Origin of the sequence: uncultured Chitinophaga sp., from assembly GCF_937898475.1 — a bacterium.
GTDB lineage: Bacteria > Bacteroidota > Bacteroidia > Chitinophagales > Chitinophagaceae > Chitinophaga.
In genome coordinates, this window is sequence record NZ_CALEJS010000032.1 from 20,125 (window position 1) to 37,155 (window position 17,031).

The 17,031-nt window shown below is 50.3% G+C and carries 12 protein-coding genes; 5 read left to right on the top strand and 7 right to left on the bottom strand.

The genetic code is table 11. From position 1 onward, the window contains the following. Positions 1–168 precede the first annotated feature (168 nt). The 4 genes from Q0577_RS19645 to Q0577_RS19660 all read right to left on the bottom strand — a co-directional run bounded on the left by Q0577_RS19645 (position 169) and on the right by Q0577_RS19660 (position 6,442). Positions 169–594 carry an SRPBCC family protein gene (locus Q0577_RS19645; RefSeq protein WP_298739311.1) on the bottom strand — a complete coding sequence of 142 codons (426 nt, stop codon included), beginning with the start codon at positions 592–594 and terminating at the stop codon, positions 169–171. 186 nt (positions 595–780) lie between these two features. Then, entirely contained in the window at positions 781–2,487 is a 1,707-nt protein-coding gene (locus Q0577_RS19650; protein WP_298739312.1) for a RagB/SusD family nutrient uptake outer membrane protein, read from the bottom strand. Between the two features lie 17 nt (positions 2,488–2,504). Then, positions 2,505–5,750 (bottom strand): TonB-dependent receptor, encoded by a 3,246-nt coding sequence (locus Q0577_RS19655; protein ID WP_298739313.1) that lies wholly within the window; start codon positions 5,748–5,750, stop codon positions 2,505–2,507. A gap of 404 nt (positions 5,751–6,154) precedes the next feature. Beyond that, positions 6,155–6,442, bottom strand: coding sequence for a YciI family protein (locus Q0577_RS19660; RefSeq protein WP_298739315.1), 288 nt, complete (start codon positions 6,440–6,442; stop codon positions 6,155–6,157). Between the two features lie 159 nt (positions 6,443–6,601). On the opposite strand from Q0577_RS19660, the gene Q0577_RS19665 reads away from it, so the two are divergent. The 5 genes from Q0577_RS19665 (at position 6,602) to Q0577_RS19685 (ending at position 12,007) form a co-directional block, all read left to right on the top strand. Continuing rightward, on the top strand, positions 6,602–8,392 hold the full coding sequence (locus tag Q0577_RS19665) for a DUF4836 family protein (RefSeq protein WP_298739317.1): 1,791 nt from the start codon (positions 6,602–6,604) through the stop codon (positions 8,390–8,392). 70 nt (positions 8,393–8,462) lie between these two features. Then, on the top strand, positions 8,463–9,113 hold the full coding sequence (locus Q0577_RS19670; protein WP_298739318.1) for an ATP-binding cassette domain-containing protein: 651 nt from the start codon (positions 8,463–8,465) through the stop codon (positions 9,111–9,113). A gap of 16 nt (positions 9,114–9,129) precedes the next feature. Continuing rightward, complete coding sequence (locus Q0577_RS19675; RefSeq protein WP_298739321.1) at positions 9,130–10,326, top strand: FtsX-like permease family protein; 1,197 nt, start codon at positions 9,130–9,132, stop codon at positions 10,324–10,326. A 39-nt stretch (positions 10,327–10,365) separates the two neighbouring features. Beyond that, entirely contained in the window at positions 10,366–11,676 is a 1,311-nt protein-coding gene (locus Q0577_RS19680) for an amidohydrolase family protein (protein WP_298739323.1), read from the top strand. A gap of 1 nt (position 11,677) precedes the next feature. Then, positions 11,678–12,007, top strand: a complete 330-nt coding sequence (locus Q0577_RS19685) for a Dabb family protein (RefSeq protein ID WP_298739324.1) — start codon at positions 11,678–11,680, stop codon at positions 12,005–12,007. A 66-nt stretch (positions 12,008–12,073) separates the two neighbouring features. On the opposite strand, the gene Q0577_RS19690 is transcribed toward Q0577_RS19685, so the two are convergent. From Q0577_RS19690 to Q0577_RS19700, 3 genes are read right to left on the bottom strand one after another with little or no spacing between them, the layout of a single operon-like run. Further along, a complete protein-coding gene (locus Q0577_RS19690) occupies positions 12,074–14,635 on the bottom strand; it encodes a DUF3857 domain-containing protein (RefSeq protein ID WP_298739326.1) in 2,562 nt (853 codons plus the stop codon). A 19-nt stretch (positions 14,636–14,654) separates the two neighbouring features. Further along, positions 14,655–15,722, bottom strand: a complete 1,068-nt coding sequence (locus Q0577_RS19695; RefSeq protein WP_298739327.1) for a DUF2891 domain-containing protein — start codon at positions 15,720–15,722, stop codon at positions 14,655–14,657. A 48-nt stretch (positions 15,723–15,770) separates the two neighbouring features. Further along, a complete protein-coding gene (locus Q0577_RS19700; RefSeq protein WP_298739330.1) occupies positions 15,771–17,009 on the bottom strand; it encodes an NAD(P)/FAD-dependent oxidoreductase in 1,239 nt (412 codons plus the stop codon). Between the last annotated feature and the right edge of the window lie 22 nt (positions 17,010–17,031).

Consider the following 17,031-nt stretch of genomic DNA (forward strand, 5'->3'; position numbering starts at 1 on the left):
GGAGGGTGAAGGGCTGTCGGTAAATGGGCGCTTAGTATCGGTGGGCAGGGAGGATGGAGCGTTGAAACGTGTTAACAGTAGTTAACAGTAGTGGCTGAACCTTACGGCCAGGCCGCTCAACCTTAACAGCGGCCTGGCAATATAAGTCAGCATATTTTCAGAGGATGATCAATTCGTTTCCGTATACTTTCTGAAATTGTCCAGTATTGCCTGCCAGCCGCTCCGCTGCATTTCTTCAGAGTGAGTGTTTTCCATATCAAAAGTTTCCACTACTTCCGTCTGGTCTCCTTTAGCGGTGAAAACAATGGATACTTTCCTGCCATCGCCCATAGTGTATGTTATCAGCTTGTGTTCTTCCACATTGTCATAAACACCACTGAAATCAAAACTGAAGCTGCCATCTTTAGCCGCCATGGTGGTGCTGAATTTACCGCCGTTGCGCAGGTCGTTCTCTGCATGGGGAGCATGCCAGTCGTCAGAGGCCTGGCACCACTGCATAATGTGGGCGGGTTCTGACCAGTATTTCCACACCTTTTCTACCGGTGCATTAACAGTGCTTTGAACGGTGATTGATTTGTTGGCTGTTGTTTCCATGATGCTGCTATTTTTTTAGTTGTAGAATTATTTTGTTTTGATGATACAAACATAGGCAGGAAATAAGGAAGTGAAAATGGTGGTATGGGACTTATTAGGGGTATTATGCGACATGTTGCACTTCCGGTATATAGAGAAGGCCGTTCACCAGCTGGCGAACGGCCTTCTTCTAAATAGCTGTTTACACTAGTACCCGGGGTTCTGCGTAAGTGTGGGTTGTCCGTTTTTCGAACTGTTCACAATTTCCTGCAGGGGAATAGGATAATAGATGTTGTTATCTCCGAATACAGCTTCATTATAGTAAGTGCGTTTCAGTTTTTCCTTTTCAACGTAGGCATTTAATACATCTTTGGCAATGCCCCAGCGTACCAGGTCAAAGAAACGGTGACCTTCCATGGCAAATTCCAGGCGATCTTCAAAGCGGATGGCTTTGAGGGCGGCAGCCTTGTCTGCCCATGGGGTAGTATACAGGCTAATGCTGTAGTTGGCGGCATTGGTGCCATCGGGCATTTTTACAAAGCCATCGGGGTTGGCGGCGCGCTGGCGGATCATGTTCACCAGTTCACGGGCACGTTCCAGGGAGCCAACCTCGGCTTCGCATTCTGCCAGCCACAGGAGCACATGGGAATAACGAATGATGCGGTAGTTATTCGCGTTCTGCCGCGGGTTGTTGGTAGAAGTGGCATTACCGATGTCTGACTTATAGAACATGTGCTTTTTGGGGGAATAGGGCCCTGCATAGGCCTGGTCGCGGATCCAGGCTTTTCCCGGGTGCAGGCCGTGATCGAGGTAGGGAATACCACGGCGGCCCACGGTCCAGTCAAGCCGGGGATCCAGGGTGCCTGCATAAGGCGTAAAGGGCGCATTGGATTCAAGGCCCTGGTCGTTCGTTACATCTGCATCGTTAAAATTGTCCAGCATGGGAAGGCCGTTGTTTGTTTTAAAGGCATTCACCAGGTTTTGTGAGGGCTGGAAGAATCCGCAGCAGTTGGTAGGACCGCCGTAGGGGTAGTTAAGTGTAACGCCTTCGTTACCGTTCTGCCCACCGGGGGCGCCATCGTTTACGGAGTGCTGTACCTCGAAGATGGATTCCGGGTTGTTGTTGGTGGCCGCACGGAAATTGTCTGCATAGCGGTCTACCAGCCGGTAACCGCCCTGGGTTACGATCAGGTCAAGCAGGGTTTTAGCCTCTGTAAATTTGTGCTGAAACATATATGCTTTGGCCAGGAGTGCGGCTGCAGCCCATTTGGTGGCGCGGCCGGGCTGAGACTGGCGATGGGGCAGGTTCTGATAGGCCATCTGCAGGTCTTCCACGATCTTGGGCCAGATGTCTTCTGTATTGGTAACCTTGGTGCTTTCCGGGTCTTCCGGGTTGTAAATGGTCTCATCTATATACGGCACCTTGTTCCACATTTTCTTGGCCTCGAAGTGATAGTGTGCGCGTAGAAAGCGGCACTCTGCCGTGATGCGCACACGGTCTTCGTCGCCGATGGCTTCTGTTTGGGCCAGTGTTTGCAATACATCGTTTGTACGGGCGATACCATCGTAAACAGCGCGCCATTTACCGCGGAAATAATCGTTATCCGGCAGGATCTTGTACACTTCAATGAAGCTGATGGCGGGCTGGTCGCCGGCAGTGGTTCCTTTATAGGCATCGTCTGAAGCTACGCTGCCGTACACCCAGTTGTCGGCAGAGCTGTGGTAAACAGTATTACCCGCGCCTACACCGTCTAAAAGGGAGTAGGCAGAAATAAGCAGTGCATTTACACCATTGGGCGTGGTCAGCTGCTCAGGCAGCAGCACGCCTTTGGGCTTGAGATCCAGGAAGCTGTTACTGCAGGCCGTTGACAGGGCCAGCAGCATCGCGGTATATATTAATTTGCGTGTATTCATAACAGATAGTTTGGTGTTTAGAAAGTAAGGTTAGCTCCAACCAGGTACACTTTGGACATCGGGTATGCGCCTTCGTCCACGCCCATATGACGGTCGTTATTAGGATCGTAATTACGCAGGTTGATCTCCGGATCAAGACCGGTATAACCGGTGAAAGTGAGCAGGTTCTGGCCTTGTACATATACTTTCAATGAGCTGATGCCCAGCCTTTTCAGCAGGCTTTCAGGCAGGTTGTAGGAAAGCATAACGTTCTTAACGCGCAGATAGGAACCATTCTCCAGGTAGTAGGTAGAAGGGTTGCTGCTGATCACGTCATTAGAGCGGAGCTGTGGCAGTTTAGCGTCTGTTTTGCCAGGACGCCAGGAATCTTCCAGCATACGGCGGCTGCGGTTGCCTGCAAACGTGGGGAAGTCTGTCCAGTACCTTACATAGTTAAACAGCTGATTACCCTGAACGCCTTGTGCAAAGAGGGTAAGGCCAAACTGTTTGTACTTAACTTCCGCGTTGAAGCCGTAAGTGAAATCCGGGTGAGGGCTGCCGATGATGGTACGGTCATTGGCATCGATCTTATTATCGCCATTCACATCGCGGAAGCGGAATTGCCCCGCCTTGTTATTGGCGCCCAGGGTGTTGCTGAACTGCAGCGGTGCTTTGGCGGCTTCATCATCTGTCTGGAAGATACCATCGATCACATACCCGAAGAAAGAGGAAATGGGATGGCCTGCCTGTGTAACCGTCATCGCCGGCAGGCGGGTGGTAAATCCAAAGAAGCGGGTGTTGGGATTACCGTCGGTTTTCTGCACTTCGTTCTTATAGGCGCTGACATTTACGCTCAGATCGTAGGTAAAGTCGCCTTTCATGGCATCGCCATAGTAGTTCAGTCCCAGTTCTATCCCTTTATTCACCATGGTGGCAATATTCCGGAAGGGGTTGGTGGCCTGGCCCTGTGTATACTGTATCTCTACCGGGAAAAGCATGTCGCTGGTTTTGCGCTGGTAAAGATCTACGGAAAAGCCAAGTTTACCCCTCAGCATGGTAGCGTCCAGACCGATATTGGTACTGGTGGTGGTTTCCCATTTAGCGTTGGGGTTGCCGAACTGGCTCAGTTCATATCCCTGCAGGGAGGAAGTTTTTGAGCCGTTCAGGTCGTAAAACGAGTTGGTTGGGTTGGTAGAGAAGGTAGTATAAGGGGTGTAGTTCCCGATTTCCTGATTACCGGTTTTACCCCAGCCTACACGCAGTTTAAGATCGTTCACCGCGGTAACTGATTTCATAAACGCCTCTTCAGAGATACGCCATCCGGCGCTGGCTGCGGGAAACAGGGCCACGTTGTTGCTTTTGGCAAAACGGGAAGAGCGGTCGCGGCGCAGCGTAAAGTCTACCAGGTATTTATCATTATATCCATAGTTGATCTTACCGAATTCAGAGGCCAGTCTCCAGTTATTGTACACGCCGCTGTTGGTGGCGGTACTACCGTTGCCCGCATCCAGGTAGCGGTTGTCCAGGTCATCCAGGAAGAAGCGCTGGCGGCCTGCCGTGAGCGGGTCAAACATGCTGGAGATAGCTTCTGTACCACCAAGGATGTTGAAGTGGTGCATGGTGCCCAGGTCAAAGCGGTAAGTAAGTGTGTTGTACCAGGTCCAGGTATTGCCGTAGTTGGTATTGATGGTGAGGCTGTTTACACTGGCAGATTCGCTGGATTCTATGTCGCGGATCACATAGTTCTTGTAGTTCAGCCAGTTAAAGTCCACACCAAAACTGGTACGTACGGTCAGGTTCTTGAGAATGTCTACCTCCGCCCAGGCATTACCGAAGAGACGGAGCTCTTTTGACAGGTTGTCTTTATTGCGATACAGGGCGGCCACAGGATTTTTGGCATTGTCAAGATCACCGCCTTTGGTACCCGCAAAATTACCCATGATGTCGCGAACTGGTATAATGGGCTGCATGCGGTAAGCAAAGGAGATGGGGTTGCCTTCGTTCTGGTTGCCGGCCGGCTGGCCTACGCGCTCGCCATAGGCTACCTGGAAGTTCTCGCCCGCACGGATGGATTTGGAAACATTGAACTCCGTATTGGCGCGTACAGAGTAGCGTTTGTAGCCGGTGTAGATCAGGATACCGTCCTGGTTGAAATAGTTGAGCGACATAGCGTAGCGGCCAGTCTCGCTGCCGCCGGACACTTTCAGCTGGTGGTTCTGGATAGGGGCCGGATCAAAGATCTCGTCCATCCAGTTGGTGCCTGTTTTGTTGGCGCGCGTAATGAGCCATTTGCTTTTCCTGAAGTCAGGGCTTTCGATATCCGTTGTATAGTTTGCGGGGTTCACACGGGGATCGCCTTCCATGGCCCCTTCGGGGAAGATGTAGTCCGGTATGCGGGGAGTGGCTCCGTTACCAAACTGGGCGTGGGTAGGGTTGCCGTTGGCCCCTACGTTACCGGCATTTTTGCGGGATTCCCAGAGCAGGTTGGCATATTCTTCGGTATTGAGCAGGTCAAGGAATTTACCGGGGCGCTGGGTGCCGTAGTAAAAGTCGTAGCTCACCTTGGGTTTTCCCAGTTTACCTTTAACGGTGGTGATGATCACTACTCCGTTGCCTGCCCGGGAACCGTAAATGGAGGCGGCAGAGGCATCTTTCAGAATCTGGGTGGATTCTATATCGCCCAGGTTGAGGGTATTGAGGTTGCCTTTGGTGGGCACACCGTCAATAATGTAAAGCGGAGAGTTGTCGTTAATGGTACCAAATCCGCGGATACGTACCATTACATTACCACCGGGGCTGTTGTCTGTGCCGATGGTAACGCCGGCAACACGGCCCTGGAGTGCCTGACCGATGTTGGAGGCCGGGGTGGACAGCAGTTTCTTGACATCCACCGTCGCTACTGCGCCGGTGATGTCTTTTTTAGACTGGCTGCCATAGCCGGTTACCACCACTTCATTAAGGTTGCCGATATTCTCGGATATGGCAACGTTCATGGTAGCGCTTTCACCTACCGATACTTCTTTGGGACTATAACCCACAAAAGAAAATACAAGGGTTTCGCCTTGTCTGGCGTCGATGGCAAAAGTGCCGGTGGGAGTAGTGGCGGTACCACGGTTGGTGCCTTTTACCACCACGGTAACGCCGGGCAACGGGGTTTGTGATTTCTCATCGGTAACCGTACCGGTGATCTTTTTCTGCTGGGCAGAAGCAGGTGTTACGCCCAGCAATAGGAGCAGCCATAGGGCAGCACGTAGCGGCAGACGTAAATTGACGTGAACATTCATGAGTCGCTGGTTTTAAGTGTAGAAGGATGGTTGATAGATTATATTACGGACTTCTGCGTGTGGCGAGGGCGGGGAAGCGATGCAGGATTGTGCGGGCACACCTCTCCCCCTGAGCAACGTGGAAGCTCACAATATCTGGTTTCGGCAATAAAAGCGGAAATTATCTACACTACACTACGGGCAACATCATGCTACAACAGCAAGACAACATAACGCTTGTTTTATAACGTGAATACACCCGGGAAACTCCCCGGTGCAATTAAGGTACAAACTTTTACATTCGATTGCAACCTTTTTTAAAGAAAAAGAAATCCCCATGCCCCGGAAGGTACCGAAGATGTGGGTTACAACTTATAAAAAGGTGGTACGAGGTATAGGCTTACTTAAAACATCACTGTGCAGGATCAGGAAAGGTAGGACTGCAGCTCATTAACGTAGGTAGTAGGCTCAAATTCAATGATCTCGTAAAGTGCCAGCTGATATTTATCGAACGGGTCTTCCGCAATAATTTTTTCTACTTCCTTGCGGCTGGAGGCTTTGCAGAGAATTAATCCGCCAGACCTGGGCTTTCTGCGGCCAGACAGGATAAATTGTCCGCTTTGATAATACTTTTCGAGAAATGTATTGTGGGCATCAAGATAGTGCTCTATAGCCGTTAACGGCCGGATGTATTGCAACAAAATGAGGAACATGTTGGCGCTGTTCTTAGTGTTCAGTTAATAGGAATAGTTAAAACCCGTTCTGCAAAGGTATAAAACAATCGGAGGAATTGTCTTATTGTGCGCACAGGGGAGTATTTTTCTGTAATTTCACGGTATTCATCATATTTTAAATCTTTTGAATCCCTTCTTATGCATTTCAAGCACAGTACAATTTACCGGGTTCTGTTAACCGCCCTTACTGCGGCAATTGTGTTCAGCAGTTGTTCCAAAATTCCTGAAGAAAGCAAACACATCCCTAAATCTGCCGGGGTTGTTGTGGGGGTGAACAGCAAGCAGATCGTACAGAAGCTGATTACCAGCGGTATAACGGTAGACAAACTTTTTACCGCCCTGCAGGGTAAAGACACCAGCAGCGAGGCTGCCAAGGCCCTGAAAAGCCTGGAGGACTCCGGCGTGGACCTGAACAGTAATTTCTTTGCAGCGATGGTGTTCGGACCGGGAAAACAGTCTTATGCCAGCTTTACCGGCAGTTTGAAAGATGCCGCGAAATTTGAGGCTTTCATGAAAGAGAACAGCCCCGGTTTCAGCTCCAAAACCCAAAACGATTTTACCTATGCTTGGTTGCAGGATAACGAATCTATTGTTGGATGGACAAAGTCCAGCGTGATTTTCCTGAAACCTTTTGACCTGGACAAACTGAAAAACAAAGGAAGAGTACCGGTACCCGGCATTCCTGGCCCGGATGACCAGGACAGTATAGATGAAGAAGAGGACGATGCAGCCACTGCCGCGCCAGCCGCCCTTGTTACCGTTGATGCGGCAATAGAAGAGCAATGGGCCGGGGTGCTGGACAATCTCTTCCACCTGAAGGACAGCGAAACAGCAGGTTCCATTGAGGCATTCAAAGGTCTGCTGAAAGAAAGTGCTGACATGACTTTCTTCATCCACCCCGAAGTGATCTACAATAACCAGGTAACCATGCTGCCGGCCAATTTAAAGAAACTGCTGGAGGATTGTTACTATGCCGGTTCTGTGAACTTTGACAATGGACAGGTGGTAATGAACGGCAAGTCTTATGCGGGTAAAGAAATGTCTGACATCTATAAAAAGTACGGCAACAATGCGCTGGATGTGGATATGCTTGAAAAGTATCCGGGCGATTCTATAGACATGTTCCTGGCTTACGGTTTTGACCTGCGCATGGTAGGCGATATTATTAAAAGCACCGGTACAGACGGTATTGTGAATATGATGATGGGTAAATCCGGTCTTACGCTGGATGATGTGCTGAATGCCTTTAAAGGACAGATGATCTTTGCGGCTTCTGATTTCTCCGTAAAGAAGAAACCCCTGGCGTATTTCCCGCAGGACAGCACTACCCGTCCTGACAGCAAATGGGTATTTGCCATGAAAGTTGGTGACAAAGCAGCTTTTGAAAAGCTGATGAACTCTTCGCTGTTGAGCAACATTTTCCATAAGGAAGGCGACAACTATGTATTGGAACAGCAAATTCCTAACATGCCTGCCTTGTCTGTCACAGATAAATTTATAACGGCCGCTTCAGACAGTATGTGGCTGCAGCAATACCTGGCAGGCAAAAGCAAAGCAAAGCTGGACGGCGATATTGCCGGTAAAATAAAAGGTAACCCGATGGGCGCTTATGTGAACATCGAGAAACTGGTAAAAAATATTCCTGAGAATGAGATACCGGAAGATGGTAAGCCACTGGCCCTGCAGGCAAAGAGCCTGCTGAAAGACCTGAAGGCCGTAAGCCAACCCTTTAACGGCAAACTACAGGAATCCCAGGTGATCCTGACCTTCAGAAATGGGCAGGAGAACAGCCTGGTACAGCTGGTGAACCTGGGTACGGCTGTAGCCAAATATTACAGGGAACACGAGCAGGAAGGCGCCGCCGCCGCCGCTGCTGCCGTTGCAGATGCAATGCAGGCAGACAGCGCATCTGCAGCATCCGGACAATAAGTGATTATATCCATATCAGGACGAGCGCTATCAACAGATGGCGCTCGTCCATTTTAGGTTTATCGAATATATGCTGATCCAATTGCAACGCCTGATACCTTTGCCCCTGCGGGAAAAACTGGAACAAAGGGATTCAGATATCTGGAATAAAGATGTTCAGTTCCCGCCGGGACAGTTTGTGAAGATCAAAGCGCCATCCGGCACCGGCAAAACCACCCTTATTCATTACCTGTATCATGTACGGTTTGACTATACGGGTAAGGTGCTCGTTAATGGAAGATCATGGCAGGATTATGATAAAGAAGCACTCGCTGCCATGCGGCAGCAGCAGGTCAGCATTATTTTTCAGGACCTCCGGCTGTTTGAGCAGCTGACGGCGCTGGAAAATATTGAACTGAAACGGGTGATGCTGCCGCAACCCTATTGTACCCGCGAAAAGGTGGAAGAGATGGCGGCTAAACTGCAGGTAAGCCATGTGCTGCGGCAGAGCGGCCGTACCCTGTCTTACGGAGAGCGGCAGCGTATTGCCATTATACGGGCCCTGGTACAGCCTTTCAAATGGCTGCTGATGGATGAGCCCTTCAGTCATCTTGATGAAGAGAATGCACAGCGGGCGGCGGCACTGATCGCAGCAGAGTGCAGGGCGCGTCAGGCCGGGTTCATTCTGACAGACCTGGACAGCGATGCCCGTTTTCCTTACGATGTGCAGATGAATTTATGAGCTAAAAGCCGATCACATGTTCCCTTTTTTCACGCTATTAAAGAAGATCATACAAACTGGCGTAGGTAAGGCCCGGCTCCTGATGGCCACTACAGGTCTGGGTATTGCCATGGTGCTGTTGCTGATAGCCATACAGGCCCATACCAATTTCAGCCAGCTGCTGTACGGGCGGCAAAACCAGAACGAGAGTGCAGACTTCCTGGTGATCAACAAAAAGATCACAAATGCCATGATGGGACAGCCGGAAAAAAGCGTGTTCACGCCGGAAGAGATGGAGAAGATAAGACAGCAACCCTTTGTGGAAGCTGCCGGCTTCATCAGCTCCAGCCAGTTCAAGGTAACAGCTGCTGCCCCTGGCGATCTGCAGTTTTATACAGACATGTTTTTTGAATCGGTACCTGATTCATTTATCGATGTAAAGAACGACGAATGGCAATGGGAAGAAGGAGCGCGCAATATCCCCATTATCCTTCCCAATGATTTTCTGAACCTGTATAATTTCGGATTTGCGCTGAGCCAGAACCTTCCACAGGTATCGCAGGAAACGGTAAAGAACCTGCCGGTAAAGATCACTATTTCAAAGGGGCTCCTGTCTGAACAGTTCACCGGCAGGATCGTTGGGTTTTCTGATCGTATCTCCTCCTTCCTGGTGCCCGCAACATTTATGGAATGGGCCAACCGGCGTTTTGGCAGCGGAACAGCTGCTGCGCCGTCAAGAGTGGTGATCAAAACCCGTGATCCGGCCAACCCGGCGCTGGTCAGTTTCCTGGAAGAGAATGGCTACAGCACCAACCAGGACAAAGTAAAGTACAGTAAGACAAAGCTGATCGTACAAACCATTGTATCGGTGATCGGCTTCTTTGGCGTGGTGTTGCTGCTGTTTGCATTGCTGGTGTTCAGCATGTTCATTCAGCTCGTGATCGCCTCCTGTAAAAAGGAGATACAGTTGCTCATCATGCTGGGTACAGGGCCCGGGCAGCTGAGGCGCTACCTGATGCGGCAGTTTGCACCGTTATATCTTGTTACCGGTATTGTTGCCCTGCTATTGGTAGCCTTGTTGCAATGGCAGGCAGCGCGCCTGCTAACGGCGCATTCCATGTATGTATCTGCCTGGCCGGGGTCGGGCACGCTGGCAGCCGCCATACTGGTATTGCTGCTGGTGTATGCGGTGAACCTGCGCAGCGTTCGTAAATACATAGCACAACATAGTTAGTTACTCATTTTGTCAACCATTAAATCCAGTACCTGTTGTATGAAGACCAACTTACTGACCGTATTGTTTGCGCTGGGCCTCAGCAGCGTCAGTGCCCAGCACACGATCCTGCATTGCGGTTCGCTGATAGACGGCATCGGCAATGCACCACGTAAAAATGTATCCGTTATCATCACCGGCAACAAGATCAGTGATGTAAAAGACGGATTTGTAAAAGGCAATGACCAGGACAAAATCATTGACCTGCGTAAACAAACTGTTACGCCCGGCTGGATGGACATGCATGTGCACATGGAATCAGAAACCAGCAAGAACGCCTATTCCGAAAAGTTCACGATGAACCCTGCCGACTACGCATTCCAGAGCGTAGTGTTTGCAGACCGCACTTTGATGGCAGGCTTTACAACCGTACGCGATCTTGGCGGCAGCGGGGTGAATATCTCGTTGCGCAACGCGGTCAATAAAGGCCTGATAAAGGGGCCGAGAATATTTACTGCCGGCAAATCCATTGCCACCACCGGAGGCCATGCAGACCCCAGCAACGGATACCGCCGTGACCTGATGGGTGATCCGGGCCCTGAATCCGGTGTGGTGAATGGCCCTGACGAATGCCGGAAAGCCGTACGCCAGGCGTATAAAAATGGGGCAGACCTTATCAAGATCACCGCTACTGGCGGTGTGCTGAGCGTTGCCAAAGACGGCAGCAGCCCGCAATTCACGGAAGAAGAGCTGAAGGCGATTGTGGAAACGGCTAAAGATTACGGGTTTGCCGTGGCAGCCCATGCACACGGGGTAGAAGGTATGAAGCGCGCTATCCGCGCCGGTATCACCTCTATAGAGCACGGCACCTTCATGGATGATGAGACCATGGCCCTGGCTAAGCAATACGGTACCTGGTATGTACCCACTATCATCGCCGGAAAATCTACTGCAGACTCTTCCAAAATTCCCGGGTACTATCCCCCTTTGGTGCAGCCAAAAGCAGCTTCTATTGGCCCCAGGTTACAGGGCACTTTTGCCAAGGCCTATAAAGCTGGTGTGAAGATCGCGTTTGGTACAGACGCAGGTGTATATGTGCACGGCAAGAACTGGCTGGAGTTCACCTACATGGTAGAAGCGGGCATGCCGGCCATGGAAGCCATTAAGGCGGCTACCATACAGGCAGCAGACCTGCTGGGTATGAAAGATAAGCTGGGCAGCATTACCCCCGGCAAGCTGGCAGATATTGTGGCTGTAGACGGAGACCCTTTACAGGATATACAAAGCATGGGCCGTGTAAGCTTTGTTATGAAAGACGGGTTGATTTTTAAAAATACAACGGCTAACTTGGGAACCGCAAAAAATGATTGATATGCTTAAACCGAAGGATAAGAAATTTGTACACGTGGTAAACTTTTACCTCAAACCCGGACTTTCCGCCGAAGATATTAAGAAGTTTGAGGATGGCGTAAGTTCTTTGGCCGCAATAGAAACGATCCAGGTATTTAACCTGGGCAAGCCTGCCAGCACAGATCGCCCTGTGATAGATAAAAGCTACAGCTATTGCGAGCTGACGGTGTTCAACAGCATTGAAGATCATGATATCTACCAGGAGCATCCCATTCACAAGGCATTTGTTGAGAACTGCCAGCACCTGTGGGATAAGGTGGTGATATTTGACTCCGAGACAATAGATTATTAACAGAAAGTTATTGGCGGTTAGCTTTCAACTGGTATGCTGAAAGCTAACCGCTGTTTTGAGATCATGTTATTGTACAGCTGAAGAGTGCGGAACAACAAAGGTATTCCTCACACGCTCTGACTTCAGCAGGTAAGGAATCCAGATAGCGGCGGCAATAATTGTGCGGATGATGGTAGGCATTGATTCATCGCTCCAGTTAAAGGACGGATTGATGGCACTGACCGCAACAGCATCCAGCAGCTGGATCACCAGGTTTGCCCCGTAATACACAATGCAGGCTGCCGGGAAAGTATCTCTCCGCTTTAAGAAAAGAATGAGCAGCAGAATGGAATATACCCAAAGGAATGCATTAGCTGCCACTTCTGCGATCAGCAGCAGTATCAACGACTGGCTATTCTGTGCCCGAATGTAGGCCTCCCAGGTAGCGCTTGCAAAATAACCTCCCTTAATTGTCTGTATCAGGATTGACAGTGGAGAGAAGACAATGCCTATACTCATCAGGACAAGCCATCCACCTATATTCCAGGGATCAAGATTGTATCTTACCGGCAGTACAGACCGTTCATAAAATTTAGCTGCTATATAGCCGAAGATACCTGCAAACAGCAGGGACAGCACCAGCAGTACCCAGCTTATGCCACTACCGCCGCCTGGTTGCGAACTACTCAACGCTTTATTCCAGGTTAGTGTAAATGCGGCGTTCTCCGAGATTTCCTTCCGGTCTTTGCGGTAGGCGGCCAGGCTTTCTACCGGAATGTGATCCTGGTAAGCGGTGTATTGATAATGCAGCTTTATAGTGCGCCCGGAAACAGCAGAATTAAAGTCAAGCCGGTAGTACTTATTTTTCAGGTGCAGCTGGGAATCTTCAAAAGACCAGTTTTCCGGCATGTCAAATGTCAGGGTATAGTCCAGCGAATAAGGATATCTCAGTGCCAGCGGGGCATCAAAAGTATCTGATTCCAGTAGCGGGAGCAAGTCTGTCAGTATTTTGGACCTGAGATAAAATGTTTGCTTATTCTTATCTGTGCTGTCTATGGTCCAGGGATCATGCAGGGAGTATCGTTCTACCACCTCCATCACATTGGGTCCGTTTTCCACATCATAGTAGCGGACAGAGGAATCTGCCGTTACATTGCCATAGATATTTTTGTAATAATTCAGGTAGGATTGCTGCAAATCTTTCTGGCTGGCTTCCGCAAACTCTGCCCTGATATTATCTGCATGCCGGCCAGTGTAGCTGGAAAACACTTCCAGTTTGCCTGGTTGCTCATTGTCTGCAGGCAGGGTAAAGTTTTCCCGTATGGTGGTAATGCTGGTGTTGGTTTGCGGTATCTCGCTGAAAGCCTTATTCCCTGCTTTGATCACCAGTGCTTTCTGGTAGTCCGGTATAGTGATGCTGGTAACAGGCCCCCGCTGATAATTGATAGTAGGGTCTATCCAATAGCTCTTGCCATCAAGATGGGCGTTTACAATAACGTGATCAAACATGACAGGTGAGGGCAGGTAGTCTGTTACCGTACCCTTGGCGCCGGTATTCACATAGGCCACATTTGCATCAATGCCGCCGGCCTTCAGCAATGTAGCCAGCAGCAGGGATTTGTCTTTGCAGTCGCCAAAACGTTGACTGAGTATTTTATCGGGCTGGCTGGGGCGATGGGAATACTCGCCCATTTCTATACCCATATAGCGGATATCATCCTGCACAAATCTTACAGCGCTTTGCAGATAGGCTGTTTTGTTACCGGCGCCTGCTTTCAGCCAGGCATCCACCTTGTTTTGCAGTGCCGGTGTTATGGCGTGTTCTATGGTATTGACCTGCACAGCCCAGTTCACAATTTCCTCCCAGCTGTTATACTCGCTGACCTGTACAAACGGATAAGCGCTGTACCAGGAAGGAGTGGCATAATTTCCGGCCCGTGGCTGCGTGATCTGCACCAGGTTCCACTCATAGACGGTCATGTTGCCAGCAGCTTTTCTGAGCGGTTGTGGTGCATCATTGAATGCTTTGAATTGCAGGCGGCGGGAAGGAGATGCTATCAGCGCTTTATAGAAGTTCATCACCGGCTCACTGGCGCCAAAGTGGAAGGTGTTAAAATATTTATCCTCGAAGATGGGATTATGTCCCTCCAGGGTGTAAGCATATTCTATCTGGTCGCCTTTGCGAACATCATCTACTATGAAATAGGCGGTGTATAAGCCACTGTAAATGAAACGGGATAGTTCCTTTTCCTGTTGAAGGAAACGGAACTTGCCTGCGTTCAGCCGGTTAATAACGGCGCCGTTGCGGCGTACTACCAGCTGATGGAATTTAAGTTGTTCGTATACAGGATCATAGACAACAGATACCTCAGCGCCGTTCTGAACGCCCGCTTCCGAAACGATCTGCCGCACTACATGGCGGTACTGGCTTTTACGTTCGGCATGATACTGTTCTTCATATAAACGGATGTAATAGCCGTCGCTTATTTCATTGGGATCCGGCGTTTTCTGAAGATCGGGCTGATACGGCACCAGCCAATCAGGGGCGGGGCCTATACTGAAACGCTTGTTTTGTGCGCCGCTGCGCATGGGAAAACAAAGTGACACTGCCAGCAGTGCCAGCATACAGGGATAAAAAAGGCGGAACATAACTATATTTTAAAACTGATCATTCATTATTCTCCACTGTTAATGCGTAAACAGCGAAAGAGCCTAACCAGTGCTCGCCGGCATAATCCCCACTGGCCACATGCGGCAGTGCGGCCTCCAGGTGCTGGCGCGCCAGTTCGCGAATGGCGGCACGGTTGTGTGTTACATGGCGGGCAATGCCGTACAGGCACCACGCCCTGCTGAGATTAAGTCCATCGAGGTGTACAAGTTTACCATCAGTACGGTCTTTTACCCGTGCAATGGAAAGAATGTTAACAGGGTCAGTGAATAGTCCCGGTAAAAAGTCCTGCACCCATGCATTATATTGCGCTGCGGGCATGATACGCCACATCAGGTCTGCCTCTTCCAGGCAGGGAGAAAGAAAGTCGTAGCCTCCCGGCTCCCAGTTGATGGGGCAGCCCTTGTCTTTTGCATAGAAGCGGAGGGCCGCTTTGCTGATGGCGCTCTGCAGCGCAGTATCCTTTGCAACGGCGGCATAGTCCCAGGCAAGGCGCAGGCCAAAGGCAAGGTTGGTATGTTCACCTACCCGGATAGGGTACACCAGCTTATCAAGGAAAGCGATATAGGACCTTGAAAATTGGGTGGCCAGTGGCTGGAGGTTTTTGCTCAGTGCTGCGCCCAGCGGGTCCTGCCAGGTAAGCAGCTCTCTTTGCAGCTGCAGCAGCCAGCTCCAACCATAAATGCGCTCAAAGCCTTTATTTTCTTTTTCGTGGTAGATGCGTTGTTCAATCCGGATATTATCTGCCGTAAGGTTTTCTGCCAGTTTTGTGCGGATCTGTGTTTTCTGTGGAATATCGCGGAACGATTTTAAGAGCTTTACCAGCATCCAGTGGCCATGTACGCTGCTGTGCCAGTCATAGCATCCGTAAAAAGCCGGGTGATAATCCCGCGGGTGCTTTACCAGCGAGCTGTCTGTAAATACCACACCTGTTTTATACGGAAATTCCTGCTGCATGCATTTGAGTGGAAGGGCGGCAAGATGGGAAGCGCCTGCCATAGTGAGCTGCAGGTGTCCTGCCTCATCGTGGATATAAAGCCCTTGCTGGGCATTGCTGTTGGCTGCCATAAACACGGTTGTGCAGATTGATAGGAATAAACGCTTCTTCACAGGTGGTTATTTGTTTAATAACAGTTTGATATAGAAAGAAGGCCGGGCCAGCTTTTTACGCAGGTCAACCTCATAGAACATGCATGAGATCAGCTCTTTCAGCTGTTTGTTACGTGTGCCCATTTTCATGAGCAGGTTAAACAGCCAGGGATATTTTACCAGTTTCTGCAGACGATGGCTCAGCTTCAGTTCTGGCCCCAGCACCCGGTATACACGTTCATCGTAAGCCGCAAGGCCTGCTGCAGAAAGATCGTTGGCTTTGAGCGCAGCGGCGGCCTGCTGGGCGGCGAACCGGCCGGCGTATAGCGCATTGCCAATACCCTCGCCGGTGAAAGGGTCTACCAGGTAGGCGGCATCGCCAACCAGCATATAACGCTCGCCGGATAATTTTCTTCTCTTACTGCCCAGCGGCAAGCCATAACCTTCTATGCTGCTGGTCATCTCCGCATCCCGGAAACGCTCCCTGAAAACGGGATCGTTCTCAATGGTTTCGGTGAGCAATTTCTTCAGGTTCACTTTCCGGCTGCGTACCGCTTCACTGATCATATCCATGCCCACATTGGCTTCGCCGTTGGGCAGGGGAAAGATCCAGAGGTAACCTGGCAGCAGGGGTTTCAGAAAATGCAGCTCAATGAAATTATCGGGATGGGTTCCTTTTACATTCTTGTAGTAAGCTCTTACGCCGGCGGCGTAGTAGGCGGGTTCCATCCGGATGTTGGCTACTTCTTTGGTGAAAGAAGAATGCGCCCCGTTGGCTACGATCAGCAATTGCGCCTTTACGGTAAAATTGCCGGTAGCATCTGTAACCACGTAAGCGTCTTCCTGCAGCTCATATTTCTCTATTGTAACGCCTTCAAACAGTTGTATCTCAGGCCTGCGTTTCAGCTCCTCTACCAGAAAATTGTCAAAATGGATACGTTTACACACAAAGCCGGCCGGTTCGTCTGTATGGCGGTCGTAATCAGGTTTATAGGACACATCCATAGCTACCCTGCCGGGTGATACAAAAGTGACGCCCCAGCTGCCCAGTTTCTGCGTATACTGGCGCAGGCGTTCTGCCACCTCCTTGTCAATTGCTTCCAGCGCGGTCAGCACTTTTCCGCTCAGCCCGTCTCCGCAAACTTTATCTCTCGGGAATACAGCCTTGTCTACCACTACGCAGCCTATGCCCAGTTGCGCCAGCTGCAGGGCAGCAGTGGCTCCTCCCGGTCCGGCGCCAATAATACAAACCTTTGTTTCGATCATGCCAGTCATGAAATTGACCGGA

Bases quoted from the DNA above. Each gene is read 5' to 3' on its own strand.
- Q0577_RS19690 (WP_298739326.1), bottom strand. From the start codon at position 14,635: ATGTTCCGCCTTTTTTATCCCTGTATGCTGGCACTGCTGGCAGTGTCA.
- Q0577_RS19650 (WP_298739312.1), bottom strand. From the start codon at position 2,487: ATGAATACACGCAAATTAATATATACCGCGATGCTGCTGGCCCTGTCA.
- Q0577_RS19645 (WP_298739311.1), bottom strand. From the start codon at position 594: ATGGAAACAACAGCCAACAAATCAATCACCGTTCAAAGCACTGTTAAT.
- Q0577_RS19655 (WP_298739313.1), bottom strand. From the start codon at position 5,750: ATGAATGTTCACGTCAATTTACGTCTGCCGCTACGTGCTGCCCTATGG.
- Q0577_RS19680 (WP_298739323.1), top strand. From the start codon at position 10,366: ATGAAGACCAACTTACTGACCGTATTGTTTGCGCTGGGCCTCAGCAGC.
- Q0577_RS19660 (WP_298739315.1), bottom strand. From the start codon at position 6,442: ATGTTCCTCATTTTGTTGCAATACATCCGGCCGTTAACGGCTATAGAG.
- Q0577_RS19675 (WP_298739321.1), top strand. From the start codon at position 9,130: ATGTTCCCTTTTTTCACGCTATTAAAGAAGATCATACAAACTGGCGTA.
- Q0577_RS19695 (WP_298739327.1), bottom strand. From the start codon at position 15,722: ATGGCAGCCAACAGCAATGCCCAGCAAGGGCTTTATATCCACGATGAG.
- Q0577_RS19685 (WP_298739324.1), top strand. From the start codon at position 11,678: ATGCTTAAACCGAAGGATAAGAAATTTGTACACGTGGTAAACTTTTAC.
- Q0577_RS19670 (WP_298739318.1), top strand. From the start codon at position 8,463: ATGCTGATCCAATTGCAACGCCTGATACCTTTGCCCCTGCGGGAAAAA.
- Q0577_RS19700 (WP_298739330.1), bottom strand. From the start codon at position 17,009: ATGATCGAAACAAAGGTTTGTATTATTGGCGCCGGACCGGGAGGAGCC.
- Q0577_RS19665 (WP_298739317.1), top strand. From the start codon at position 6,602: ATGCATTTCAAGCACAGTACAATTTACCGGGTTCTGTTAACCGCCCTT.